Here is a 22,517-nt window from a genome sequence, read left to right as displayed (position 1 = left end):
ACTGATGTTTGACGCCAAAAGCTTCCTGAAAACCGCGCCCCATATGCCGGGCGTGTATCGTATGCTGGATCAGAAAGAAACCGTCATTTATGTCGGTAAAGCCAAAGATCTGAAAAAGCGCCTATCCAGTTATTTCCGACAGAATGTTTCCGGTAGTAAAACCCGCGCTTTAGTTAGCCATATTCGTAGCGTTGAATTAACGGTCACACAAAGTGAAACCGAAGCGCTGATTTTAGAAAATAACCTGATTAAGCAGTACCTGCCTAAATACAATATTTTGCTTCGTGACGATAAATCTTACCCTTTTATTTTAATTACCAATCATAAGCATCCGCGCATCAGTTCACACCGTGGACCTCGTAAAGTGGAAGGTCAGTATTTTGGTCCTTATCCAAGCGCAGGCGCTGTGTGGGAAAGTTTAAAGCTGCTGCAAAAAGTATTTCCTATCCGCCAGTGTGAAGATGGCTTTTACCGCGCCCGCACCCGGCCTTGTTTGCAATACCAGTTAAAACTCTGTTCAGCGCCTTGTGTTGGCAAAATCTCAGATGAAGATTACGCGGCTGAAGTTAAAAACACCTCACTGTTTTTATCTGGTAAAAGTCAGCAGTTGATCGAACAACTTGTGCAGCAAATGGAAAAAGCCAGCAGTGAGATGGCCTTTGAAAAAGCTGCTCAGTTTCGCGATCAAATCGTCAGTTTACGCAAAGTACAGGAACAGCAATACGTTAGTGGCGATCATGAAGAAATGGATGTGATAGCGCTGGAGTGGTCGCACGGAGTTGCCTGTATTCATGTGCTGTTTATCCGTGATCATAAGGTGCTTGGCAGTAAAAATTTTTTCCCTAAAGTGCCTGCAGGTTCTGAACCTGAAGAGATTTTACCGTCTTTTTTAGCCCAGTTTTATTTAAGTGGTGCCGGTGGCCAAATGGTACCGAAAGAGCTGGTTTTAAGCGAGCAGGTGGCCGATGACGAGCAATTGGCGCAAGCCATCGGTGAATTAGCGCAGCGTAAAGTGAGTTTTGTTTATGCCAAACGGGGCGAAAAAGCACGTTATCTGGCTTTAGCGCAAAAAAATGCGCAATTGGCTGCTGCCACTAAGTTGTCCGTCAAAGAGCAGGTCGCAGTGCGTTACCGTGAGCTGAAACAGACATTAAAGCTTGATCGTCTCGATCGGATGGAGTGTTTTGATATCAGCCATACCATGGGGCAATCAACCATCGCTTCTTGCGTGGTATTTGACGGGCAGGGGCCAAATAAAAGTGAATACCGCCGTTTTAATGTCGAAGGCATTACGCCTGGCGATGATTATGCAGCCATGTTATTTGCGCTAAATAAGCGCTATGGCAAGCTGACCGATGAAAGCCGAATCCCGGATTTGATTTTAATAGACGGTGGTCAAGGGCAATTGACTCAGGCGATTAACTTTTTCAGTGATTGGCCTTTTGCGAAAAGACCCTTACTGGTAGGGGTGGCCAAAGGCACCAGCCGTAAACCTGGTCTTGAAACTTTAATTTTGCCAGATAACCCGGCAGGCTTTTCTCTTGCTGCTGAATCGCCAGCTTTGCATTTAATTCAGCAAATTCGTGACGAAGCGCACCGTTTTGCTATCACAGGCCATCGCAATAAACGCGGTAAAGCCATTATTAAAAGCCCGTTAGAAAATATCGACGGAGTAGGTGAGAAACGCCGACAAGCTTTGTTACAATACCTCGGTGGTTTGCATGGCGTGATGCAGGCCTCAGTGGACGAACTCGCGACAGTACCGGGAATTTCCAGGCAACAGGCCGAAAAGATTTACCAGGCATGTCACAATAACTAAAAATTTGTGCCGACTTTGAGAAGTAGTGTTATGTGGAATATTCCAAATCTGTTGACTATGTTCCGATTGTGTTTGATCCCGGTTTGTTTATTCTGCTTCTACTCTGAATTGGAACACGCCCGTTTTTTTGCTGCTTTTGCCTTTTGGTTTGCAGCTATTACTGACATGTTAGATGGTTATCTGGCGCGTAAGATGCAACTGATGACACCCTTTGGAGCGTTTTTAGACCCGGTGGCAGACAAATTAATGGTGGCTGCAGCATTGGTGTTGATAGCCGTCGATATGCAAACGCTGTGGGTGACTATTCCGGCTTTTATTATGATCAGCCGTGAGATCTTAATTTCAGCCTTACGTGAATGGATGGCGGGCGTAGGACAACGTGCTCAGGTAGCCGTATCAGAAGTAGGCAAATACAAAACAGCAGCTCAGATGTTGGCATTGATAGGCTTGATTTGGCAACCTGTGGGTTGGCTGACCGATTTAAGTATGGCGTTGCTTTATATAGCCACTTTATTGACTGTCTGGTCTATGTTGGTTTATCTGAAAGCATCCTGGCCAGCGCTGAGTAAATAAGCGGAAAAAGTTTGCAAAAACAGCAGTGAAGCTACTTTTTGAGCAAACGAATTTAAAAGCATAAATTTGTGGTTGACGTAAAAGCATAAACCAGTAGAATGCGTCTCGTGTTACGGCGAATGGCCAGTAAAAAGCGGGCATAGCTCAGTTGGTAGAGCGCGACCTTGCCAAGGTCGAGGTCACGAGTTCGAGCCTCGTTGCCCGCTCCAAGTCGTACGCCAGATGGCGGGTTGGCAGAATGGCCATGCAGCGGATTGCAAATCCGTCCACCTCGGTTCGACTCCGGGACCCGCCTCCATTTAATGCGTTACTTGGTTAGATGCTGTTGGCTGTAATACAAAATTGAAAAGTGTTTGCCCGGGTGGTGAAATCGGTAGACACAAGGGATTTAAAATCCCTCGCTCGAAAGGGCGTGCCGGTTCAAGTCCGGCCCCGGGCACCATCTCAATAGCAAGATGTTGAGACAGGTTAAAAAACCTGAAATACCAAAGCAGATTATTGTCTGCAAAATGCCTAAGCGGGCATAGCTCAGTTGGTAGAGCGCGACCTTGCCAAGGTCGAGGTCACGAGTTCGAGCCTCGTTGCCCGCTCCAAATTTGAAAAAGCAGCCTTACGGCTGCTTTTTTGCGTTTTAGGTTCTGAAAAACTGTGGTCGTGTTATTTACTGTTAAAAAAGCGGCCACAGACCGCTTCTTCACAAAGACTATAGGTAAAGCCTATCTCACCAGCTGTGGCCCTAACCACAGACTAAATAAGCTAATAGCCACTATACCGACCAGATTCAGTACTAAACCTGCCCTGACCATATCTTTGATTTGTAGCTTGCCTGAGGCAAAGACGATGGCATTAGGTGGGGTGGCGACTGGCATCATAAAGGCGAAGCTTGCAGCCAGTGCAGCGGGCACCACCAGATAAAGCGGAGACAACTCCATAGAAATAGCAACAGGGCCTAATAACGGCAGAAAAGCCGCAGCTGTCGCTGTATTGCTGGTGACTTCAGTCAAAAAGATGATCAGACTGGTCACAGCAACTAACAGCAATACAGGAGGCACACCCTCTAATAGCTGCAGTTGTTGTGCTAATAATTCAGCCACACCGGTTTTTTGTATTTGGTCAGCCATACTCAGGCCGCCTCCAAACAGCAATAACACGCCCCATGGCAGATTTTGACTATCTTTCCATTCTAAAAGTGCGGTGCCAGAGCCTTTTTCCCCTGGTAATACAAATAATAGAGCAGCAGCACAAAGGGCGATCACTGTGTCACTGACAGGTAAGCCGGTCCATTTAACCAGCCATTGCTGGCTGATCCAGCTTAATGCGGCCAGCGCGAATACCATTAGCACTAATTTTTGTGAACGTGACATCTCACCTAAGGCTTTTAATTGGGCGGGTGTGTCATTCTGAGCAAGATCAGTTTTGGGCATACGAAAATGGATTTTAGTCAGCCAAACCCAGCACACAACCAGCATAGTTAAAGCCAAAGGCACACCCAATATCATCCAGTCGGCAAAGCTGATTTGAATACCATAACTTTTTGATAAATAAGCAGCCAATAAGGCATTCGGTGGGGTACCAATTAAGGTGGCTATGCCACCTATGCTTGCACTATAGGCGATACCAAGTAATACAGCTTTGCCAAAGTGGTCCTGTGTTGAGGCATTTGCCATAGCGATAATAGATAAACCTATAGGCAACATCATCACAGCTGTGGCTGTATTGGACATCCACATCGATAAAAAGGCAGTGACAGCCATCACAGCAGCAATTTGCAAACCAGGTGAAGACCCCACCATCGATAGAGCTTTCAAAGCAATACGTTTATGCAACACTGTTTTTTCCATCGCAATGGACAGAAAAAAACCGCCCAAAAACAGAAAAATCAACGGATGCGCATAAGGAGAGGTCGCGGCGTCCAGCTTATCTATACCGAGCAGGGGGATAAAAATCATAGGTAACAAGGATGTCACAGGGATAGGCACTATTTCGGTGATCCACCAGAGCACCATCCAAGCCATTAAACCCGTCACCATCCAGGCGGGTTGACTCATTTGTGCTGCAGGAGGAGGTAAAAGAATAGTCAGCAAGAGTAATAAAGGGCCACAGAGTAGCAGTACGCGGCTGGAAAAAAGCGACATATTAAATCCTTATGAAAAGAAACCGGAGCCAGGCTCCGGTGGGATCAGAAGAAAAACTTCATACCTATAGCGGCGGCATGATCGTGATCGGTTTCAAAATTGAGTTTGGACAGAAGTAGATAGGCCGTCAAATTTTTTCGCCATTGATAATCAACTCCAATACTATGCAAACGGGCTTTTTCTGCATGTCGGGTTTGACTATCATCTTGCTGCCACTGCCATTTGTAGGTCCAGTCGTCGCGCTGATAACTCAGCTGTGCCAGCCAGGCATCGCCTTCGATGTTGCGTACAACATGTTCGCTGTGCTGATACATCAGGCCTGCGGCAAGCACAGCGCCATCCAACTGCCATAAAGGCATCTGAGCTAATAAACGCTCTGCGGTGATATTATTCAGTTCATCCGTGCGGCCATATGCCAGATACAGAGGATATTTTTTGAACGCCGGATCACCATAACCCAACACCCAATCATAACCACCTGCTATTTCGTCGCTTGCACCTGTCTGCCAGGTTGCTGATAAATTAAACCCTTCAATGACTGGAGACTGATAACTCACCACATTTTCCAGTCGATCCTGATCCGGCGTAATTTGCGCCATATCGGCAAGAGTTTCGTTAAATAAATCGATTTTTCCTTCAGACTTTTTAAACTTGGTGTCGTTTTTACCAAACACCAGTTCACCGTAGGTACCGGCAACACCAATGTAAGTGTTGCGTGAACCTAGGCGCTGATCTTTGTTGGCATCATCCAGGCCGTTCACCTGCCACTCGTACACAGCTACAATGGCCAGCCCATCAGTCAATTGATGTTTAGCTTTCACACCTAAGCGGGAAAATGGAGCTTCAATCTGCCGACCTTGGTCGGCATAGCGGTAGAGTCCTTTATCAACATCCAGCGCCTGTAATTCAAGTTTACCGTACCAATCCCATTCAAAAGCGCTGACATTTGAGGTTGCAAAAGCCAGAGTGCAACAGATAGCTGCAGATAAAGAAGATTTAACCATGTTGCACCTCAGCCGTCGTCACTGTCTGAGTATTTTGTTGAGGAGTTGCTCCCTGAGCCAGCTCCTTATCCAGTTGTTGCATATCCAATTCACCACACCATTTGGACACCACCAGAGTGGCGACACCATTACCAATTAAATTCGTTAAAGCTCTGGCTTCAGACATAAATCTGTCTATGCCTAAAATTAAGGCGATACCAGCCACTGGTACAGAACCTACTGAAGCTAAAGTAGCGGCTAATACAATAAAACCACTGCCTGTGACTCCAGCTGCACCTTTCGATGTCACCAGTAACACAGCCAGCAAGGTGAGCTGCTGGGTTAAATCCATTGGGGTATCAGTAGCTTGTGCAATAAAGACAGCAGCCATGGTCAGATAAATAGCGGTGCCGTCGAGGTTAAAGGAATATCCTGTTGGGATCACTAAGCCTACTGTGGATTTAGTCGCGCCCAGTTTTTCCAGCTTGGCCATCATACGAGGCAACACAGATTCAGAGGATGAAGTACCTAAGACGATCAGCAACTCTTCTTTGATATAGCGAATAAATTTGGTAATTGAAAAACCGTGGTAACGGCAAATAGCACCTAACACAACAAAAATAAACAGCAGGCAGGTGATGTAAAAGGTGGCCATTAAACCGGCTAAAGACCATAAAGTCGCAATACCGTATTTACCTATGGTAAAGGCCATGGCGCCAAAAGCACCAATAGGAGCAACTTTCATCAGCATATGCACTATGGCAAATAATACCTCAGAGCTTTTTTCAACATAACCAAAAATCAGGTTTTGTCGGCCACCTAAACGCTGCAAAGCAAAGCCAAACAGGATAGAAAAAAACAGCACTTGCAGCATATCGCCACGGGCGAAAGCATCAAATACGCTGCTTGGGATCACATTGAGCAGAAAATCAGTGGTACTTTGCATCTGATCCGGCGCAGTGTATTTACTGATGGATTGTTGATCCAGGCTGGCGGGATCTATATGCATGCCGACACCAGGCTTAACGACATTAATCACCACTAAACCAATCACTAAAGCTATGGTGGAGACAATTTCAAAATAGAGCAGGGCATAACCGCCTGTTTTCCCAACTTTTTTCATATCTTCCATACCGGCTATACCCACCACGACGGTACAAAAGATAATGGGCGCGATAATCATTTTAATCAGCTTGATAAAGGCTGTGCCCAAAGGTTGCATAGCAGTGCCAAGCTCCGGGTAAAAATGACCTAAAAAGATACCTATGCTGATAGCTAACAATACCTGGATATAGAGGCTGGAGAGCAGCCTTATGGTTCTGTTTTTCATTATTATTGTCTCTCTGGTTATGGAGAAAATCTCCCTGTCAGACAGTCAATAGCAAAGAGGAAGCCAGCTTTTTTGGTTTGAAATAACCTATTAAATTCAATAGGTTGAATTGATATCATTCGATTAATGAGAACTCGTGTGTGGATTTCCGCATAAGCTTTCAAGGCTGCTGTCACTTAAACCACACAAAGTGTTTTTTAGTCTTCGTTTTTGTCCAGAAAGTCGCGGCGGGTCAGTTGGTATTTCGCCATTTTGTCGTATAAGGTTTTGCGGGGTAAATCCAGCTCCGCCATCACAGCTTTGATTGCGCCTTTATGCTGATTTAAGGCCTCTTCCAACAGCATTTTTTCGTAATATTCAACCCGCTGTTGCAGGCTCATACTGCCTGTGATGCCATCTTCCGCTTTATGTTGCTGCGTGCTAAAAGCCACCTGAGCACCCATCAATACATAACGTTCCGCCATGTTGCGCAGCTCACGCACGTTACCAGGCCACTGATGCTGTGCTAATTGCTGTAGTTCAGTGCTTTTCAGCGGAATATATTCTTTATGAAAACGAGCTGCTGCGATGCGGGCAAAATGTGAAAACAATAAAAACACATCATCTTTACGCTGCCGCAATGCTGGCAGCTGTAAGTCAACCAGGCTTAAGCGGTAATACAAGTCACTGCGAAATTCTCCTGTGCTTGCCAGCTGTTTTAAATCCATTTTACTGGCAGCTATCACCCTAATATCTAAATCTATCGCCTGGTTTGAACCCAAACGAGTTACTTTTCGCTCTTCCAGTACCCGCAATAGTTTGACCTGCAAAGACAAAGGGGTACTTTCAATTTCATCCAGTAATAAAGTACCGCCATTGGCAAACTCAAATTTACCTATACGTTTTTTATCTGCACCGGTAAAAGCACCGGCCTCAGCACCAAAGAGTTCACTTTCAATCAGCTGCTCAGGTATAGCGCCACAGTTAATAGCAACAAAGTTATGCTGGCGTCTGTCACTTTGCTCATGCAAGTAGCGAGCAACCAGTTCTTTTCCTGTGCCGGTTTCACCATAAATCAGTACATCAGCTGGGGCGTTGATCACGGCATCCAGAGTACGACGCAGCTGCTGCATAGCCGGGCTTTGGCCTAAAATGCGCAAACCGGGTTGTTGTTCGCGTTCAACCGCCGCCTTTAGTTGACGGTTTTCCAGTACTAAATGACGTTTTTCCAAAGCCCGGCGACTGACTTCCACCAAATGATCATTATCAAAAGGTTTTTCCAGAAAATCATATGCGCCTTGCTGCATGGCTTTTACGGCCAAAGACACTGCACCATAACCTGTCAGCATCACCACAGGTATTTCGGCATCTATCGCATGAATTTTTTGCAACAGTTCAAGGCCATTCAATGCCGGCATATGCATATCTGTGATCACTATGCCACTGTAACCCATGCTGATTTGTTTTAGCACTTCAGCAGGATTGGCAGTGGTAAAACAAGGCAAATCTTCGAGCTTACACAGCTGACTGACTGCGCTGCGAATATCGGCTTCGTCATCAATAAAAATAATAGCCGGTTGCTGTTGTTCTAGAGTTGCCATTTAAGATCCTGTTTTTGCGATAGCAAGCGAAATAATAAACTCAGCGCCTGCCGTAGGGGCGTTACGTACTTCAAGCTGGCCACCAAAAGACTGCACTATACGCTGCGAAATAGACAAACCCAGCCCCAATCCATCCCGTTGTTTTGTGGTAAAAAACGCTTCAAAAATGCGCTCTAAATGATGAGGTTCGATCCCAGGTCCCTGATCACGGATATGAATACTGACCTGCTGCTGTTGAGTTTTGACCACTATATGAAAAGTAGCATCAACCACTCCTGTCATTGCTTGCACCCCATTGGTCAGAATATTCACCAGCACTTGCTCAAGCTGAATAGGGTCAGCTAACACTGTGGGGGACAGATCCGGCAGCTGCAACCGGATTTTTACGCCTTGTTGCTGGCATTGATGCTTAACTATACCAAGGGCGTCCAGAATAAGTTTGTTCACCTGCACCAGTTGGTTTTTGCCGGAGCTTTTGCGGCTGAAATCTTTAAACTGCGCCACTATCACACTTAAACGCTGCATCAACTGTCGCATCGCCTGAATATTGGTTTTGGCGTCAATCAGATAACCTTTGTCGATCAGCTTTTCTGTGGTTTGGGCATAACTTTGTAATGCGGTCAGCGGCTGATTTAGCTCGTGATTTAAAGAAGCTGATAGGGCCCCTATAGTGGCAAGTTTAGCGGTTTGCACCAGCTGTTGCTCGGTTTGGGCCAGCTCTGTTTCAGTTTGCTCACGTCGCTCTATCTGCCGTATGAGCTGGCTGTTGGTTTCAGCCAGATCTTTGGTCCGGGCTATCACGCGTTGTTCCAGCTGTTGATTGTGTTGCACTAATTGCAGATGACGTTTTTGCCGTTCACGTCGAACCCAAAATGCCAGTAGTGCAGAGCTGTAGAATAAAGTCACCAGCAAAAATGCCCACCAGAGTGAGGAGCGATGAGAAGCAGGAGAGGCCAGCACAGTTAAGGTCCAGCCAAACTCAGGCAAAGCACGTTGGTAGGGTAAAAAACTTGCGGCTTTTCCGTCTATTTTCAGCTGCCACAAAGGATAGCCTGAAGCCAGCATCGCAGAGCGAACGGCATAATCCATAGGTTGGATAGCCTGGGTAATATAGCGCTGTTGTTCAGGCGGACTAAGAGCTTTGCCGGACAAGCTGGTTAAACGCCATTCTGCCACGCTGGACAAAAACACCTCATCGCTTTGCCCAGTCACCATAAAGTGGCTGTCAGCTAAACCTGCAATTTGTTGCTGATGCTGTTCTATAGGTTCCAAATCCACTTTGGCCACCATAACAGCCAGGATCTGCCCCTGTATACGAACAGGGACGCTGTAGTAATACCCCCGGCGTTCACAGGTATGGCCCAGTGCGTAATATTGCGCATTCTGGCCTGCCAAGGCATCCTGAACATAAGGTCTGAAGCCAAAATCACGACCCAGATAATAAATTCTGCCGTGGGCATTAGAACTTGCAATCACAATTCCTGAAGGATTCACCAGATATAAATCAGCCACATCAGCACTTCGTTGCAACTGAAACAAATATTGATTCAGCTGATCCTTGCTGTCAGGAAGTTCTAGCAATAGGGATTGCAGCAGGCCGGAGTTGGCAATTTGCTCTGGTAAATCGGCATAACGGCCAATTTCATAACGAATAAAAGCAGCGAGGTTGTCACTTTGGTGCTGAGCCTTCAGAGTCAGCTGACGGTAATTCCAGTGCTGCGCCGCAGAAGCCGCCAGCATCAACACCAGCAGATAACCACAAAGCAGCAGGAACCAACGCAGCTGTTTGCTCATTAGTTCTGTCTTTGGCTTGGATTAGCTTTAGGCGTGGCCAAAAGCGAGGCTTCTTCAGTTTTGCTTGAGCTTAATAACTTAGCTTCCAGTTCTGCCATTTCGGCCTGGGTCAGTTCACGGTATTGACCTGCTTTTAGTTCAGCCAAACGTACATTCATAATACGGACACGTTTGAGTTTAGTGACATTAAAGCCTAAAAATTCCGTCATACGACGAATTTGCCGGTTTAAGCCCTGTGTCAGAACAATATTAAAGGTCTGGCGGGAAATTTGTTTGACCTGACAAGGCAAAGTAATGGTCTCAAGGATAGGCACACCAGAGGCCATTTTACGCAAAAACTGCTCTGTAACAGGTTTGTCGACCGTGACTACGTATTCTTTTTCATGTTCATTACCGGCGCGCAGAATTTTATTGACGATATCGCCGTCATTGGTCAAAAAAATCAGCCCTTCAGATTCTTTATCCAACCGGCCTATAGGGAAAATACGTTCGGGATAACCCATGGCGTCAATGATGTTGCCTTTGACATCCAGCTCTGTGGTGCAGGTAATACCCACAGCTTTATGGTAGGCCAGATAAACCCGCCGAGGTTTAGCTTTGAGTGGTTTGCCTTGCACCAGCACCTGGTCTTGTTCTGTTACTTTTGTGCCCAAAGTACCAGGCTGACCGTTTACAGTCACCAGACCCTGTTCAATTAGTTTATCGGCTTCCCGGCGTGAACAAAAACCTGTGTCACTAATAAATTTATTTAAACGAAACAATGTTGTTTGCTCCACAGCTTCACACCCGGTAGTTGAAAAAGGACGATAGTTTAGGGGCTCAATGCATCAGGGGCAAGGCCGCTGTTTATTTTAGAGCAGAAAACAAGACGGGTATTGGCAAGACGGGCGGATGAGGTACACTTGCTGCTCATTATCCAGAAGGGACTACTGATGTTACCTATTCAGCACTATTTCCCCCAAGCCGATGCCTTAGTTTATGGTTGCATGGGACTGGGTGGCAGCTGGGATCAACCCACAACCAGTAAAGAGCAACGTGACTTATCTTTTAGCGCTATAGATGCCGCTCTGGACGCTAATATTCGTTTTTTTGACCATGCGGATATTTATACCAGAGGCAAAGCCGAAGCCGTGTTTGGTGAGTATCTGGCAGCTCATTCCGGCTTACGCGAACAGCTGATCATTCAAAGTAAATGTGCGATACGTTTTGCTGACGATACAGCGGTTGGGCGTTATGACTTTAGCAAGAGCTACATCGTTGAGTCTGTACATCAGTCATTAAAACGACTGCAAACCGACTATTTAGATATTTTATTGCTGCACAGACCGGATCAGTTAATGCTGATTGATGAAGTGGCTGAAGCTTTTGCAGAGCTAAAACAACAAGGCAAAGTCAAAGCTTTTGGTGTATCCAATTTTGGCTGGCCTCAACTGCAGTTGCTGCAATCAGCCTTGCCTGAGCCTTTGGTCGCCAATCAGCTGCAAATGAGCCTGAAGGATTTAAACTGGCTGGAGCAGAATGTTCTGACGGCTATGCCGGATGGTGCGGCTCATCATTTTAGTTATGGCACTGTGGAATACTGTCAGTTGCATAAAGTGCAACTGCAAGCCTGGGGCAGTCTGGCGCAAGGTTTGTTTACTGGCGGTCGTACGCCTGAAACTGCAGCTCAACAGACTACAGCTGCATTAGTTGCATCATTAGCTGCGGACTATCAAACCAGTCCTGAAGCTATAGCTTTGGCGTTTTTACTGAAACATCCTGCAGCTATTCAGCCTGTGATAGGCACAACTTCGCCAGCGCGTATCGCGGCGTGCCAGAAAGCCTTAACAGTCAACTTAAGCCGTGAACACTGGTATGCGCTTTATGTCGCCGCCAGAGGTAAGGCATTACCTTAATCTCTGCGCAATAAAAAAGGGCCATCAGGCCCTTTTTTAAACTGAATGATAAGACACTACTTAGCGGCAGGCACAGACTGCAAATACTGACTGTTTGGCTGCTTTAAAATAGTCTGCCAGGAACCGTAAGTCGGGTTGGCTAATACAAACCATTTTTTGCCCCAGTAGTCCTGGTAGGTATCCACCAATGTAGAACGTTGTTCTGGCGTGATATTTTTCTTCACATCGGGCAGGAAATCGCCAAAGTCATCGCCAATCGACATTAAGATACGAAAGTCTTTGGCAGCCAGCAGACGTCGGCTTTCTTTTTCGCTGCTCCAGAGTGGTTGTTCTGACTTTAACCAAATTTGTGAAGCATCAATTTTTTCTATACCTACAGCTTTTAAATTACGCAGCGTATCGGCTTTTTGTGGGCAGCTATCATTTACCCCTGCACGTTTTTCGCACTCTCTATTGCTGATATAAAGCACTTTGACGCCAGCAGCTTCAGCTTTGTTGACAAAAGACACCGCGCCCGGTACAGCTTTTGCTGAAGCCATAGCGACCCATTGGTCCCAACGTTTAGGATCGTAGCCTGCATTTAATAACACGCTTTGAGCGGCAACAGGGGAGTTATCCAGAATAGTCTCATCAATATCGACAATAATAGCGGGTGGCAGTTGCTGGAAATTCTCTTTCTGGTTAGTCAAAGCGGTCCAGTTTTTATCCGCTATCGCCAAAGGCAGTTGTAAAGTCGCGGTTTGATAAGTCTGAATAGCACTGGCTTTAAATTCTGCTGAACTTTGATACCACAAGGTGGAGTTCATATTGTCATGAGTGTTGGCTTGCATGGTAAAAGAGCACAACATTAAGCTGCCCAGCAGCAAGGAGTGAGAGAGGTTCATTAGGACTCCGTTATAAGGATAAAAAAGACAAACATAAAAAAAGCCCCCGCACCGCGGAGGCTTGCGACTTAGGCTTTATCCGCGCCGGGCTCATGTTTAGAACCTTTATCGGACAGGTTATTTAGTGAAATAACCTTAGTTTTACTGATCTTATGACGATAAATTTCACGCAGATAGTGAATAGATTTTTTCACACTGTCACGGGATAAACGAATGTCATTAATAGAGACAAACTTGTCTTTATTACGAATAAGCTCGCGGTATTTTTTCTCGTACATAGGTTTAATGGCATACCAGTTGGTATCGAGAATTTTTGCCGGATTTTCAAACTCATGCAACATAGTGTCTAAACGTTCTTCGTCAAAATGATCGTCCCGGATAAAGTCCAGCATGGCTTTGTCCAGCGAGTCGTTAAAACGATAATCGTCTTTGGCAAAACAACGTTTGATAAAAGACACAATCAAGGTCAGGAAGTCATCACTCAAACACGGACTCTTAACAATCAAAGTAGTCAGCGAGATATTGGCTGAAGCGCCAATCACCAGCGCGTAACGCTTTAACGTCGTGTTCGGGAACAGGGTATTTAAATGGCTTTTCAGGCGATTTAAATCCATATACGACAGTTTGTAGTCTTTTGGTAACGAGATAATAGACACGACGGACGAGCAGTTCTTAAAGAAGTGCAGGTCTTTTAAGTCTTTTGGATCGTAACCACTTTTTACATAAGAAGCTAAAGCTTCGCGGTAACGGCCAGATTCGATAGGTAACAAACTGATGCCTTCGATGGCTTGCGTTACTTTATTAAAGTGGGGCAGGTCAATGGAGCGGAAAAACAGGTCGTCAATATTTAGACCGCTGTTGCTGTTTTTATCAAACAGCTTCAGTTTATCCACTGCAGCAGGAGTACTTGGGATCACAGACTCAGCATAAGCCACAGCCACAGGGCCTGCCAGACTCATAAATAAGTCGTTGGCATCTAAACGTATGGTTTCTCCAATGTCGATACCGGCACGGCGGAAGTAGTTTTCGTCGTAGTCTGTGGTCACAGCCTGAGCTGTTAAAATGTTGAAAATCTGCTGGGAAATATACTGGTTGGCGTATTTTTCCATCGCATTGACGTCAATATGCTGAATTTCACCGTCATCGGTTTCTTCGGCATAACGCATGATGTCATTAGAAATCAGCATCATCGCGTTCCAAGGGCGGATGCGGTGCATCACGCTGGATTCGGCGCTGTCTTCATTTTCCAGGTTGTAGGAAAAATCCCATTCTTCAGCCAGATACTTACATAACAAACGGCCTGAGTTGATATGCAGAGCTTCTGACATCTCCACGCCGTGATCGGTAATATTCGGCAGAATACAGATACCGCTGGTGAAGATAGGTTCAAATACAAAAGAGTGGCCAGCGTTGGCTTCATTTTCCATTTCTGGTCTGGTGTCAAAAGTTTTAGCCATATAAGCGTACTGCTGGGCCAAACCAAACTCAGACGCCATACCTGAACCTGTACCACCGCCCGCACTGAAAATGTAGAAATATAAGCGAGATTGGTTGGCTTTGATGCCACAAGAATCAATCAGGTAGGAGTGGATAAATTTCCAGTCCGGGTTGGAAAATTTCTGTGTGTCTTTGTTCAGAATGATTTTCGCTAAATACTGACCCAAAATAGGAGCGTTACCTGCACCACCAGCATGGACTTCGGACAAGTCCATAATTTTCATTTTGTTATAGTCTTGCAGGAAATTGGATTTTTCACCTTTATGAGAAAAACGAATACGACCTTCGATATCTTTATCCAGGTCACCCAGCATCACCAGAGGCTCAATCAAAAACACTGGTTTCACCTGATGCGACTTATCAAGATTCAGGCCTTTTTTGATCCAGCGTACAGGGCGGTATTCGGTTTCTTTTTGCTGACGTTCTTCAATATTAAATTCATTCATATAAAAGCTGCGGGCATTGTAAACAAGAGAAGCCACATCAAGCGCTATATTAGAACCGCATCGGCCTAAGCCAATTAAACAAACCGAAGGAAACTGTTGCTGTCGTCTGTTAACGTCTTCAACTTCTGAAGCTGGAATAGGGAATACACTATTTCGCAAGGCATCCAGATTGGACAGGATCCGACTCAGGTCGCGTTCAGTGAAATACATATAGCGGCCAGAACCAAAATTCAGGTCAGCTTCAGTTTCAGTGGCGGAGAATGGACGCACTGTTAAATTTACATCGTCTTTACCGGCGCTGCTTTTTATCACTTTTGTACTCATGGATAACCTTCCAAGCTGTTTTTATTGTTCTTAGCTACTTCGATCTGAGTCATAAACATAGACTTAGCTGTCTATTATTACAATTGGCATGAAGTACAGTACAGCAAAATTATCGAAGAGAATTGAACTTTTTGATAATCAGGAAAATAAAATTGAAAAATATCGCACTAATTCCGCATCAAGATGAAATAAATGGGATCAGAAGCTGTCGATTTTAGTTTTTGCTTCTGATCCCATCCCCCTGACTTTTACATATTCGGATAATTTGGACCACCAGCACCTTCCGGGGTCACCCAGGTGATATTCTGGCGAGGGTCTTTAATATCACAGGTTTTACAGTGAATGCAGTTTTGCGCATTGATCTGTAATCGTGGCTGATTATTTTCTTCCACTATTTCGTAGACACCTGCAGGGCAATAACGCTGTGCAGGTTCGTCGTACAAAGCTAAATTCACCTGAACAGGAATAGATGCATCGGCCAGTTTTAAGTGGCAAGGCTGATCTTCTTCATGGTTGGTGTTGGATAAATACACTGAAGATAAACGGTCAAAACTGAATTGATTGTCGGGTTTAGCGTATTGAATTTTAGGAGCTTCGGCCGCTGGTCGTAAGGTTAAATGATCAAGAGTGTCATCTTTTAGCGTAAACGGCAGTTTGCCTGCGAAAATATTCTGATCCAGCGTATTAAAAGCTCCGCCCCAGAACGAACCAAATTTATGCATGGCAGGGCCAAAGTTGCGGCTTCGGAACAGCTCGTCGAATAACCAGCTTTGCTCAAAATGCGCTGCAAATTCAGTTAAATCTACACCGGTTTTATCTTGCTGCAATGCCTCGAAAATAGTTTCAGCGGCCAGCATGCCTGATTTCATCGCGGTGTGGTTGCCTTTGATTTTGGCGAAATTCAGCGTGCCAGCATCACAACCCACCAATACACCACCGGGGAAGGTCATTTTAGGCAAGCTGTTCAGGCCACCCTTAGCGATAGCCCGGGCGCCATAAGACACACGTTTACCACCTTGCAGATATTGTTTAATCACAGGGTGCTGCTTATAACGCTGAAACTCCTCAAAAGGGCTCAGATGTGGGTTGCTGTAGTTCAAATCAACAATAAGACCAACCACAATCTGTTGACCTTCAGCGTGGTACAAATAACCGCCACCGCTGGTATCTTGTTGTAATGGCCAGCCAGCGCTGTGCACCACTAAACCTTGCTGATGTTGCTCTGCCGGTACGTCCCAGATTTCTTTAAAACCCAAAGCATAATGTTGTGGAGAACAACCTTTATCCAGTTCAAAGCGGGAAATCAGCTCTTTACCTAAATGGCCACGGCAACCTTCAGCGAATACAGTGTATTTACCACGAAGCTCCATCGCAGGTACGTAGCTGTCTTTCTGGCTGCCGTCATGGGCAACACCCATTTCACCTGTAACCACACCTTTGACTATACCATCTTCAATCAGCAGCTCTGCGGCGGTAAAGCCCGGGAAAATTTCAACACCCAGCTGTTCAGCCTGAGTGGCTAACCAGCGGCATAAATTACCGATAGACACAATGTAGTTGCCTTCATTGTGCATGGTTTTAGGCACCAGAAAATTAGGCAGCTTTTGCGCATTTTGTTCATCTTTTAACAGATAAATGTGGTCATGCGTAACCGAAGCGGTCACTGGCGCATTCATTTTTTGCCAGTCAGGGAATAATTCATTTAAAGCCCTGGGTTCAAACACTGCGCCGGATAAAATATGGGCGCCCACTTCAGAGCCTTTTTCAACAACACATAGACTTATTTCAGTGCCTGCTGTTTTGGCTTGTTGAGCTAAGCGGATAGCACTCGACAAACCCGCAGGGCCTGCACCAACTATCACTACATCAAATTCCATCGACTCACGTTCAACCACAACAACCTCAACTTATCCATCTTTTTTGTCTGGCTTTTTGCCTTGTTCTGCTGATGGATGATTAACTTGACATAAAATTCATAACTTCTGCTATTTGCTAGGGTATTTCAGGTTGACGTTAACGTCAACAGTAAGTAGATTGATGACCTGGAAAGAATCAGCTTTACCTTAACGTCAACTTAGTGCTGAGTATAGCGGCCGAATGGGGTTTTTATGAAGATTTTAGTACCGGTCAAACGGGTCATAGATTACAACGTCAAAGTACGGGTAAAGGCCGATCAAAGCGGTGTGGATTTAGCCAACGTAAAAATGGCGCTCAATCCGTTTTGTGAAATTGCCGTGGAAGAAGCTGTGCGTTTAAAAGAAGCAGGCATTGCCACTGAAGTGGTGGTGGTTTCTATAGGTCCTGCTGCTGTGCAGGAGCAACTGCGCACTGCTTTAGCCTTAGGCGCAGATCGCGCGTTGCAGATTGAGACCGAATTGAGTTTAGATTCGCTGCAAGTGGCGAAATTATTAAGCAAAGTAGTAGCTGATGAGCAGCCGCAACTGGTGATTTTAGGTAAACAAGCCATAGACTCAGACAACAACCAGACAGGCCAGATGCTGGCTGCATTAACTGGTATGGGTCAGGGCACTTTTGCATCAAAAGTAGTAGTGGCTGATGGCAAAGTAAAAGTCACCCGCGAGATAGACGGTGGTTTACAGCAAGTAGAGCTGAGCTTACCTGCTGTAGTTTCAACAGACTTGCGTTTAAACGAGCCACGTTATGCTTCATTGCCTAACATTATGAAGGCTAAGAAAAAGCCTTTGGATGTAAAAGCGGCAGACAGCTACGGGGTGAACTTAAGCTCTAACGTCACGACGCTGAAAGTCACAGCCCCTGCATCCCGTCAGGCTGGAGTGATCGTAAGCTCTGTGGATGAGTTAGTAGCCAAATTAAAACAAGAAGCGAAGGTGATCTGATGAGCATTTTAGTGATAGCGGAACACAATAATCAGAGCCTGAAGGCGGATACTCATAAAGCCGTAAAAGCAGCCAGCCAGATTGGCGGTGATATTCATCTGTTAGTGGCTGGCTTTAATTCTTCTTCAGTGGCCTCAGAAGCGGCGACATTGCGAGGTGTAACTAAGGTATTACATGCCGATTCGGCTGTGTATCAGCATCAACTGGCAGAAAATGTCAGCCTGCTGGTGACTGAACTGGTGAAGGATTATCAGCATGTAGTAGCCAGCGCGACCACCAACGGCAAAAACTTTTTACCACGTGTCGCAGCTCTATTAGATGTCGCACAAATTTCCGATGTGATTGCTATTGAAAGTGCCGATACTTTTGTTCGTCCTGTGTATGCAGGTAACGCTATTGCAACAGTAAAAAGCAGCGACGCTATTAAAGTGCTGACTGTGCGGTCTGCGGCTTTTGATGCGGTAGATACTGGCAACAACGCAGCCATTGAAACTATCAGTGTGGCTAAAGATGCAGCTGTATCGGCTTTTGTCAGTGAAGAACTGACGAAATCAGAGCGTCCTGAATTGACGGCTGCCAAGGTCATCATCTCTGGTGGTCGTGGTATGCAAAATGGTGAAAACTTTGCGCTGTTAAACGGCATTGCCGACAAGCTGAATGCTGCTATTGGTGCATCACGCGCCGCAGTGGATGCTGGTTTTGTACCGAACGATATGCAAGTAGGCCAGACAGGTAAAATTGTTGCGCCAGATTTGTATATTGCTGTGGGTATTTCAGGTGCTATCCAGCATTTGGCTGGTATGAAAGATTCCAAAGTGATAGTGGCAATTAATAAAGACCCTGAAGCACCCATTTTCCAGGTGGCTGATTACGGTCTGGTAGGCGATTTATTCGCAATTTTGCCTGAGCTGGAAGCCAAGATTTAACCTTTACCCTCTTTTGATTGAGTAAAGAGGGCCAAGCGGGCTCTCTTTACTCAAGTTAATAAATTGCTTACAAATTTCTTTTTTAACTCTCTTGTTCCCTTTGCTTTGGATCTCTAAGATAGGCGATTAATGCGCCGTTGCAGGCTTTTCGCCATTTGGGTGATCACGCTGTTCAGGAGATAAAAATGAAAAAAACGTTAACTCTGGCTGTGCTTGTGTTGTCACTTGCAGGCTGCGCTACAGTTCCTGCTAATAAAGACAGCTTGACTACCCAGTTGGATGGTCCTTTAGCGCAACTGCAGCTCGACACCCGCCAGTTGCAGTTAAGACTGGAGCGGTTAACCGAAAACAAAGAGTGCGAACAAGACAATCAGTGTAAAGTAATTGGGGTTGGAGCTCGTCCTTGTGGTGGGCCGGATCAGTATCTGATTTACTCCACACAGCAGACAGATGAAAAAATGTTAAGCTATACCAATGAACGTTACCAGAAGCTAAAAAAGCAACAAAATGAAAAGCTTGGCTTAATGTCTACTTGTCAGATGCTGTTGCCGCCGGTGAGTGCTTGTGTTGAGAAAACATGTGTAATAGAACAACCAGCCAGTTGATCTTTGTTATCCGGATGATGTAGAGAGAACCATGACCACAGAAGCTTTGTTTGTGTTAAGTAGTATTTTGGCTGTGGTTTTGCTTTGTTGCATCTGGGGCTTGATCCGATCCCGTACCCAAGCAGCTCAATTACAACAACAACTCGGATTGCAACAAACCACAAACCAGCTTCAGGCACAACAAAGCCAGCACCACCAGCAGTTGTTACAACAATATCAGTTGCAATTGCAGCAGGCTCAGGATGACTTTAAAGATTTAAGTTACCAGCAGCAAAAGTACGCCGCTGAACTCGCTCGCAGCCAAAGCCAGTATCAACAGGTGTTTGAGCTCTGGACAGAGTTAAAACAGCAGTATCAGACGCAGCAGCAAGACTATATGCAGTTGCAACGTGAACACAGTGCGCTGCAAATCAGTTTAAAAGAAAAGCAGCAGCATTTTGCCGAGCAGCAGGCGTTATTGCAAAACAGCAAACAGCAACTCAGCCTTGAATTTCAGCAGTTGGCGCAGCAAATTTTTGAAGATAAGTCGGTACGCTTCCAGGCTTCTAATCAGGAAGCTTTAAATAGCCTACTGAACCCGTTTCGTTTGCAGTTGGACGCCTTTAAAAGCAAAGTGGAAGATATTCATCTCAAAGACAGCCAGCAGCAAGCGCTTTTGAATCACGAACTGCAGCATTTAAAAATCCTTAATCAGCAGATCACCGAAGAAGCACACCAACTGGCTGTGGCATTAAAAGGCCAGAAAAAAACTCAGGGCAACTGGGGTGAGCTGGTATTGGAAAATGTGCTGGAGCGCTCAGGTTTAAGAGCAGGGCAGGATTACCAGTGCGAGTTTTCTGTTACTCAGGAAGATGGTAATAAACTGCGGCCTGATTTAGTGGTGTTTTTGCCTCAGGGCAAACATTTGATTATTGATGCCAAAGTCTCCTTAAATGCCTATAGCCGTTATATCAATTCAGAAGATGAGATAGAGCGTAAACTGGCGCTGCAGGAACATGTGGCTTCGATGGCTGCCCGCATTAAAGAGCTGTCAGACCGTAATTACCACAAGTTGCCTGGCCTGAATTCACCCGATCTGGTGTTTATGTTTGTGCCTATTGAGTCGGCTTTTGTGGAGGCGTTAAAAGCTGATGAAAGCTTGTTCCAGCAAGCGCTGAATCAAAATGTACTGGTAGCGACGCCTACCACTTTGTTAACCAGCCTCAATATTGTCCGCCAGTTGTGGCGCTACGAAGAGCAGCATAAACACACGGCTGAACTCGCTAAACGTGCGGATGCTGTGTTTAACAAACTCCGTACCTTTCTGACGACTTTTTTAAGAGTCAAAGAGAGCCTAAACAAAGCGCAGGAAGCCTATGAGACAGCCGAAAGTCAGCTGTACAAGGGCAGGGCGAATCTGGTGAAACAGGTCAACGAATTTAAAGATTTAACTCCTGCTATTCAGGCTGAGTTGCCGGAATATTTTGTCGAAAAGTCTCAGATTGAGTTTGATTCAGAGCCTTTACCAGAGACAAAAACCTCGTCGACTCCATAAAGCACTATGGAGCTTTGAGCTGTCAGGTTTATACTAACGGCCTTTTTTGATTGCAGAGAATTTCAGTGAGTACTTCAGATTTCAGCGCCTTTATCCAACTCCTCCGGCAAAAGCTTGAAAACTACAGCTGGCAAAAGCTGCTGTTAAGCAATTATCAGGGCGAGGATAGCAGCCTGGTGCGGATTGAAGTGCGGCCTGTGGTGTTAAAAGATGGTGCGCATTTAAGTTTTTTATACCGGCATAAAACCCGGGATATCACCAAAAACTTTGCTGTAAGCGAAGGACTGCAACTGATCCAAGATTTATTAGGCACAGAATTCAAAGCTGCTCATTTCACAGCTTCCGACAGTGAAACTCAATTGAGTGTCAGTAAAAAGGGCAAAGTGTTAAGCAGCACAAAAGCGATTAAGCAAGCGGCTGTCAGCTCGGCAGTTTTAAGTCATGATAAAGAAAAGCAGCGCTTCCTGACGTTAGACCGGCCTTTTTTGCAGCAGCTTAGTGTCACCGATGCCCAGCATAAGCTGGTGCCGGCTATGTCGCGCAAATGGAAGCAAATCAATAAGTTTGTCGAAGTCTTTGACCGGGCTTTAAGTCAAACCGGCTTAAAACAAAAACCTGCAGTGCATATTGCCGATTTTGGCTCTGGTAAAGCCTACCTGACCTTTGCGGTGCATGATTATCTGACACATCAGTTGGGGCTTGATGCCAAAGTGACAGGTGTCGAGCTGCGTCAGGAGCTGGTGGATTTATGCAACGGCGTCGCCTGTGATTTAAATTTGCAGGGCATTGGTTTTGAGCAGGGCGATGTAAAACATTTCGAGGCCAAAGGCATAGACGTGATGATAGCCCTGCATGCCTGTGATATAGCCACTGATTACGCTATTCATATGGGCATTCGCACCGGCGCTTCGATGATTATGTGTTCGCCCTGTTGCCATAAACAGCTGCGGCCGCAACTCATAAGCCCACCACTACTGCAACCTATGCTGAAACACGGCATTCATTTAGGTGAGCAAGCCGAGATGCTGACCGATAGCCTGCGCGCTTTGCTGCTGGAGGCTTATGGTTATGATACTCAGGTGTTTGAATTTATATCCTTGGAACACACCAGTAAAAATAAAATGATTCTGGCTGTAAAAAGTCAGAAACCCAAAAATCGTCAACAACTGCTCTCTCAAGTGCAACAAATCAAAAGCTTTTACGGCATACAGCAGCATTGCCTGGAAGAGTTATTAGTGCAGTCAGACTGACTTGGCCAGCAGGGCACTTTTATTACATAGAAAATCTGCCAGTAGCCAGCACCCCAAGATTTAATTCGTTAATTTGCTCAAATT

At 45.6% G+C, this 22,517-nt stretch carries 17 protein-coding genes and 4 tRNA genes; 12 read left to right on the top strand and 9 right to left on the bottom strand.

What is annotated here, in order from left to right:
• Window positions 1–4 precede the first annotated feature (4 nt).
• The 6 genes from uvrC (at window position 5) to LSG37_RS08280 (ending at window position 2,985) form a co-directional block, all read left to right on the top strand.
• On the top strand, window positions 5–1,819 hold the full coding sequence (gene uvrC, locus LSG37_RS08305) for an excinuclease ABC subunit UvrC (protein WP_233079428.1): 1,815 nt from the start codon (window positions 5–7) through the stop codon (window positions 1,817–1,819).
• A gap of 30 nt (window positions 1,820–1,849) precedes the next feature.
• Entirely contained in the window at window positions 1,850–2,392 is a 543-nt protein-coding gene (gene pgsA / locus LSG37_RS08300; protein WP_233079427.1) for a CDP-diacylglycerol--glycerol-3-phosphate 3-phosphatidyltransferase, read from the top strand.
• Between the two features lie 133 nt (window positions 2,393–2,525).
• Window positions 2,526–2,601 (top strand) — tRNA-Gly (locus tag LSG37_RS08295).
• A 15-nt stretch (window positions 2,602–2,616) separates the two neighbouring features.
• Window positions 2,617–2,690, top strand: a tRNA-Cys gene (locus tag LSG37_RS08290).
• Window positions 2,691–2,747: 57 nt separating this feature from the next.
• Window positions 2,748–2,834 (top strand) — tRNA-Leu (locus tag LSG37_RS08285).
• A gap of 75 nt (window positions 2,835–2,909) precedes the next feature.
• Window positions 2,910–2,985 (top strand) — tRNA-Gly (locus tag LSG37_RS08280).
• A gap of 123 nt (window positions 2,986–3,108) precedes the next feature.
• Here the strand turns inward: LSG37_RS08280 and LSG37_RS08275 are convergent.
• The 6 genes from LSG37_RS08275 to LSG37_RS08250 all read right to left on the bottom strand — a co-directional run bounded on the left by LSG37_RS08275 (window position 3,109) and on the right by LSG37_RS08250 (window position 10,990).
• Window positions 3,109–4,527, bottom strand: coding sequence for an SLC13 family permease (locus LSG37_RS08275; protein ID WP_233079426.1), 1,419 nt, complete (start codon window positions 4,525–4,527; stop codon window positions 3,109–3,111).
• Between the two features lie 44 nt (window positions 4,528–4,571).
• Window positions 4,572–5,531, bottom strand: coding sequence for a porin (locus LSG37_RS08270; protein WP_233079425.1), 960 nt, complete (start codon window positions 5,529–5,531; stop codon window positions 4,572–4,574).
• Window positions 5,524–6,840 (bottom strand): dicarboxylate/amino acid:cation symporter, encoded by a 1,317-nt coding sequence (locus LSG37_RS08265; protein ID WP_233079424.1) that lies wholly within the window; start codon window positions 6,838–6,840, stop codon window positions 5,524–5,526. Before LSG37_RS08265 ends, LSG37_RS08270 begins: the two co-directional genes overlap by 8 nt.
• A 197-nt stretch (window positions 6,841–7,037) precedes the next feature.
• Window positions 7,038–8,420 (bottom strand): sigma-54-dependent transcriptional regulator, encoded by a 1,383-nt coding sequence (locus LSG37_RS08260; protein WP_233079423.1) that lies wholly within the window; start codon window positions 8,418–8,420, stop codon window positions 7,038–7,040.
• Window positions 8,421–10,214, bottom strand: coding sequence for a sensor histidine kinase (locus LSG37_RS08255; protein WP_233079422.1), 1,794 nt, complete (start codon window positions 10,212–10,214; stop codon window positions 8,421–8,423). It abuts the gene before it with no gap.
• Complete coding sequence (locus LSG37_RS08250; RefSeq protein WP_233079421.1) at window positions 10,214–10,990, bottom strand: pseudouridine synthase; 777 nt, start codon at window positions 10,988–10,990, stop codon at window positions 10,214–10,216. The genes LSG37_RS08255 and LSG37_RS08250 overlap by 1 nt, the downstream gene beginning before the upstream one ends.
• Window positions 10,991–11,146: 156 nt before the next feature.
• Here LSG37_RS08250 and LSG37_RS08245 point away from each other — a divergent pair, with 156 nt between their 5' ends.
• Window positions 11,147–12,109 carry an aldo/keto reductase gene (locus tag LSG37_RS08245; protein WP_233079420.1) on the top strand — a complete coding sequence of 321 codons (963 nt, stop codon included), beginning with the start codon at window positions 11,147–11,149 and terminating at the stop codon, window positions 12,107–12,109.
• A gap of 56 nt (window positions 12,110–12,165) precedes the next feature.
• Here LSG37_RS08245 and LSG37_RS08240 read toward each other — a convergent pair whose 3' ends face one another.
• The 3 genes from LSG37_RS08240 to LSG37_RS08230 all read right to left on the bottom strand — a co-directional run bounded on the left by LSG37_RS08240 (window position 12,166) and on the right by LSG37_RS08230 (window position 17,137).
• Window positions 12,166–12,993 carry a 5'-nucleotidase, lipoprotein e(P4) family gene (locus LSG37_RS08240; RefSeq protein ID WP_233079419.1) on the bottom strand — a complete coding sequence of 276 codons (828 nt, stop codon included), beginning with the start codon at window positions 12,991–12,993 and terminating at the stop codon, window positions 12,166–12,168.
• A gap of 68 nt (window positions 12,994–13,061) precedes the next feature.
• A complete protein-coding gene (locus tag LSG37_RS08235) occupies window positions 13,062–15,146 on the bottom strand; it encodes a hypothetical protein (protein WP_233079491.1) in 2,085 nt (694 codons plus the stop codon).
• Window positions 15,147–15,508: 362 nt separating this feature from the next.
• Window positions 15,509–17,137 carry an electron transfer flavoprotein-ubiquinone oxidoreductase gene (locus LSG37_RS08230; RefSeq protein ID WP_233079490.1) on the bottom strand — a complete coding sequence of 543 codons (1,629 nt, stop codon included), beginning with the start codon at window positions 17,135–17,137 and terminating at the stop codon, window positions 15,509–15,511.
• 231 nt (window positions 17,138–17,368) lie between these two features.
• Here LSG37_RS08230 and LSG37_RS08225 point away from each other — a divergent pair, with 231 nt between their 5' ends.
• From LSG37_RS08225 to LSG37_RS21385, 5 genes are all read left to right on the top strand, one after another.
• Window positions 17,369–18,118, top strand: a complete 750-nt coding sequence (locus tag LSG37_RS08225; protein WP_008898984.1) for an electron transfer flavoprotein subunit beta/FixA family protein — start codon at window positions 17,369–17,371, stop codon at window positions 18,116–18,118.
• Window positions 18,118–19,044, top strand: a complete 927-nt coding sequence (locus LSG37_RS08220) for an electron transfer flavoprotein subunit alpha/FixB family protein (RefSeq protein WP_233079418.1) — start codon at window positions 18,118–18,120, stop codon at window positions 19,042–19,044. Before LSG37_RS08225 ends, LSG37_RS08220 begins: the two co-directional genes overlap by 1 nt.
• A 185-nt stretch (window positions 19,045–19,229) precedes the next feature.
• Window positions 19,230–19,649, top strand: coding sequence for a putative periplasmic lipoprotein (locus LSG37_RS08215; protein WP_233079417.1), 420 nt, complete (start codon window positions 19,230–19,232; stop codon window positions 19,647–19,649).
• Between the two features lie 31 nt (window positions 19,650–19,680).
• Window positions 19,681–21,183: a DNA recombination protein RmuC gene (locus LSG37_RS08210; RefSeq protein WP_233079416.1), complete on the top strand. Its 1,503-nt coding sequence runs from the start codon at window positions 19,681–19,683 to the stop codon at window positions 21,181–21,183.
• 65 nt (window positions 21,184–21,248) lie between these two features.
• Window positions 21,249–22,433: a class I SAM-dependent methyltransferase gene (locus tag LSG37_RS21385; protein WP_233079415.1), complete on the top strand. Its 1,185-nt coding sequence runs from the start codon at window positions 21,249–21,251 to the stop codon at window positions 22,431–22,433.
• Window positions 22,434–22,517: the final 84 nt, after the last annotated feature.

The sequence above is a fragment of the Rheinheimera soli genome (assembly GCF_021290985.1).
Classification (GTDB): Bacteria; Pseudomonadota; Gammaproteobacteria; order Enterobacterales; family Alteromonadaceae; genus Pararheinheimera; species Pararheinheimera soli.
Note: the sequence above shows the minus strand (reverse complement) of the source record. Positions and strands in the feature narration are given on the sequence as shown.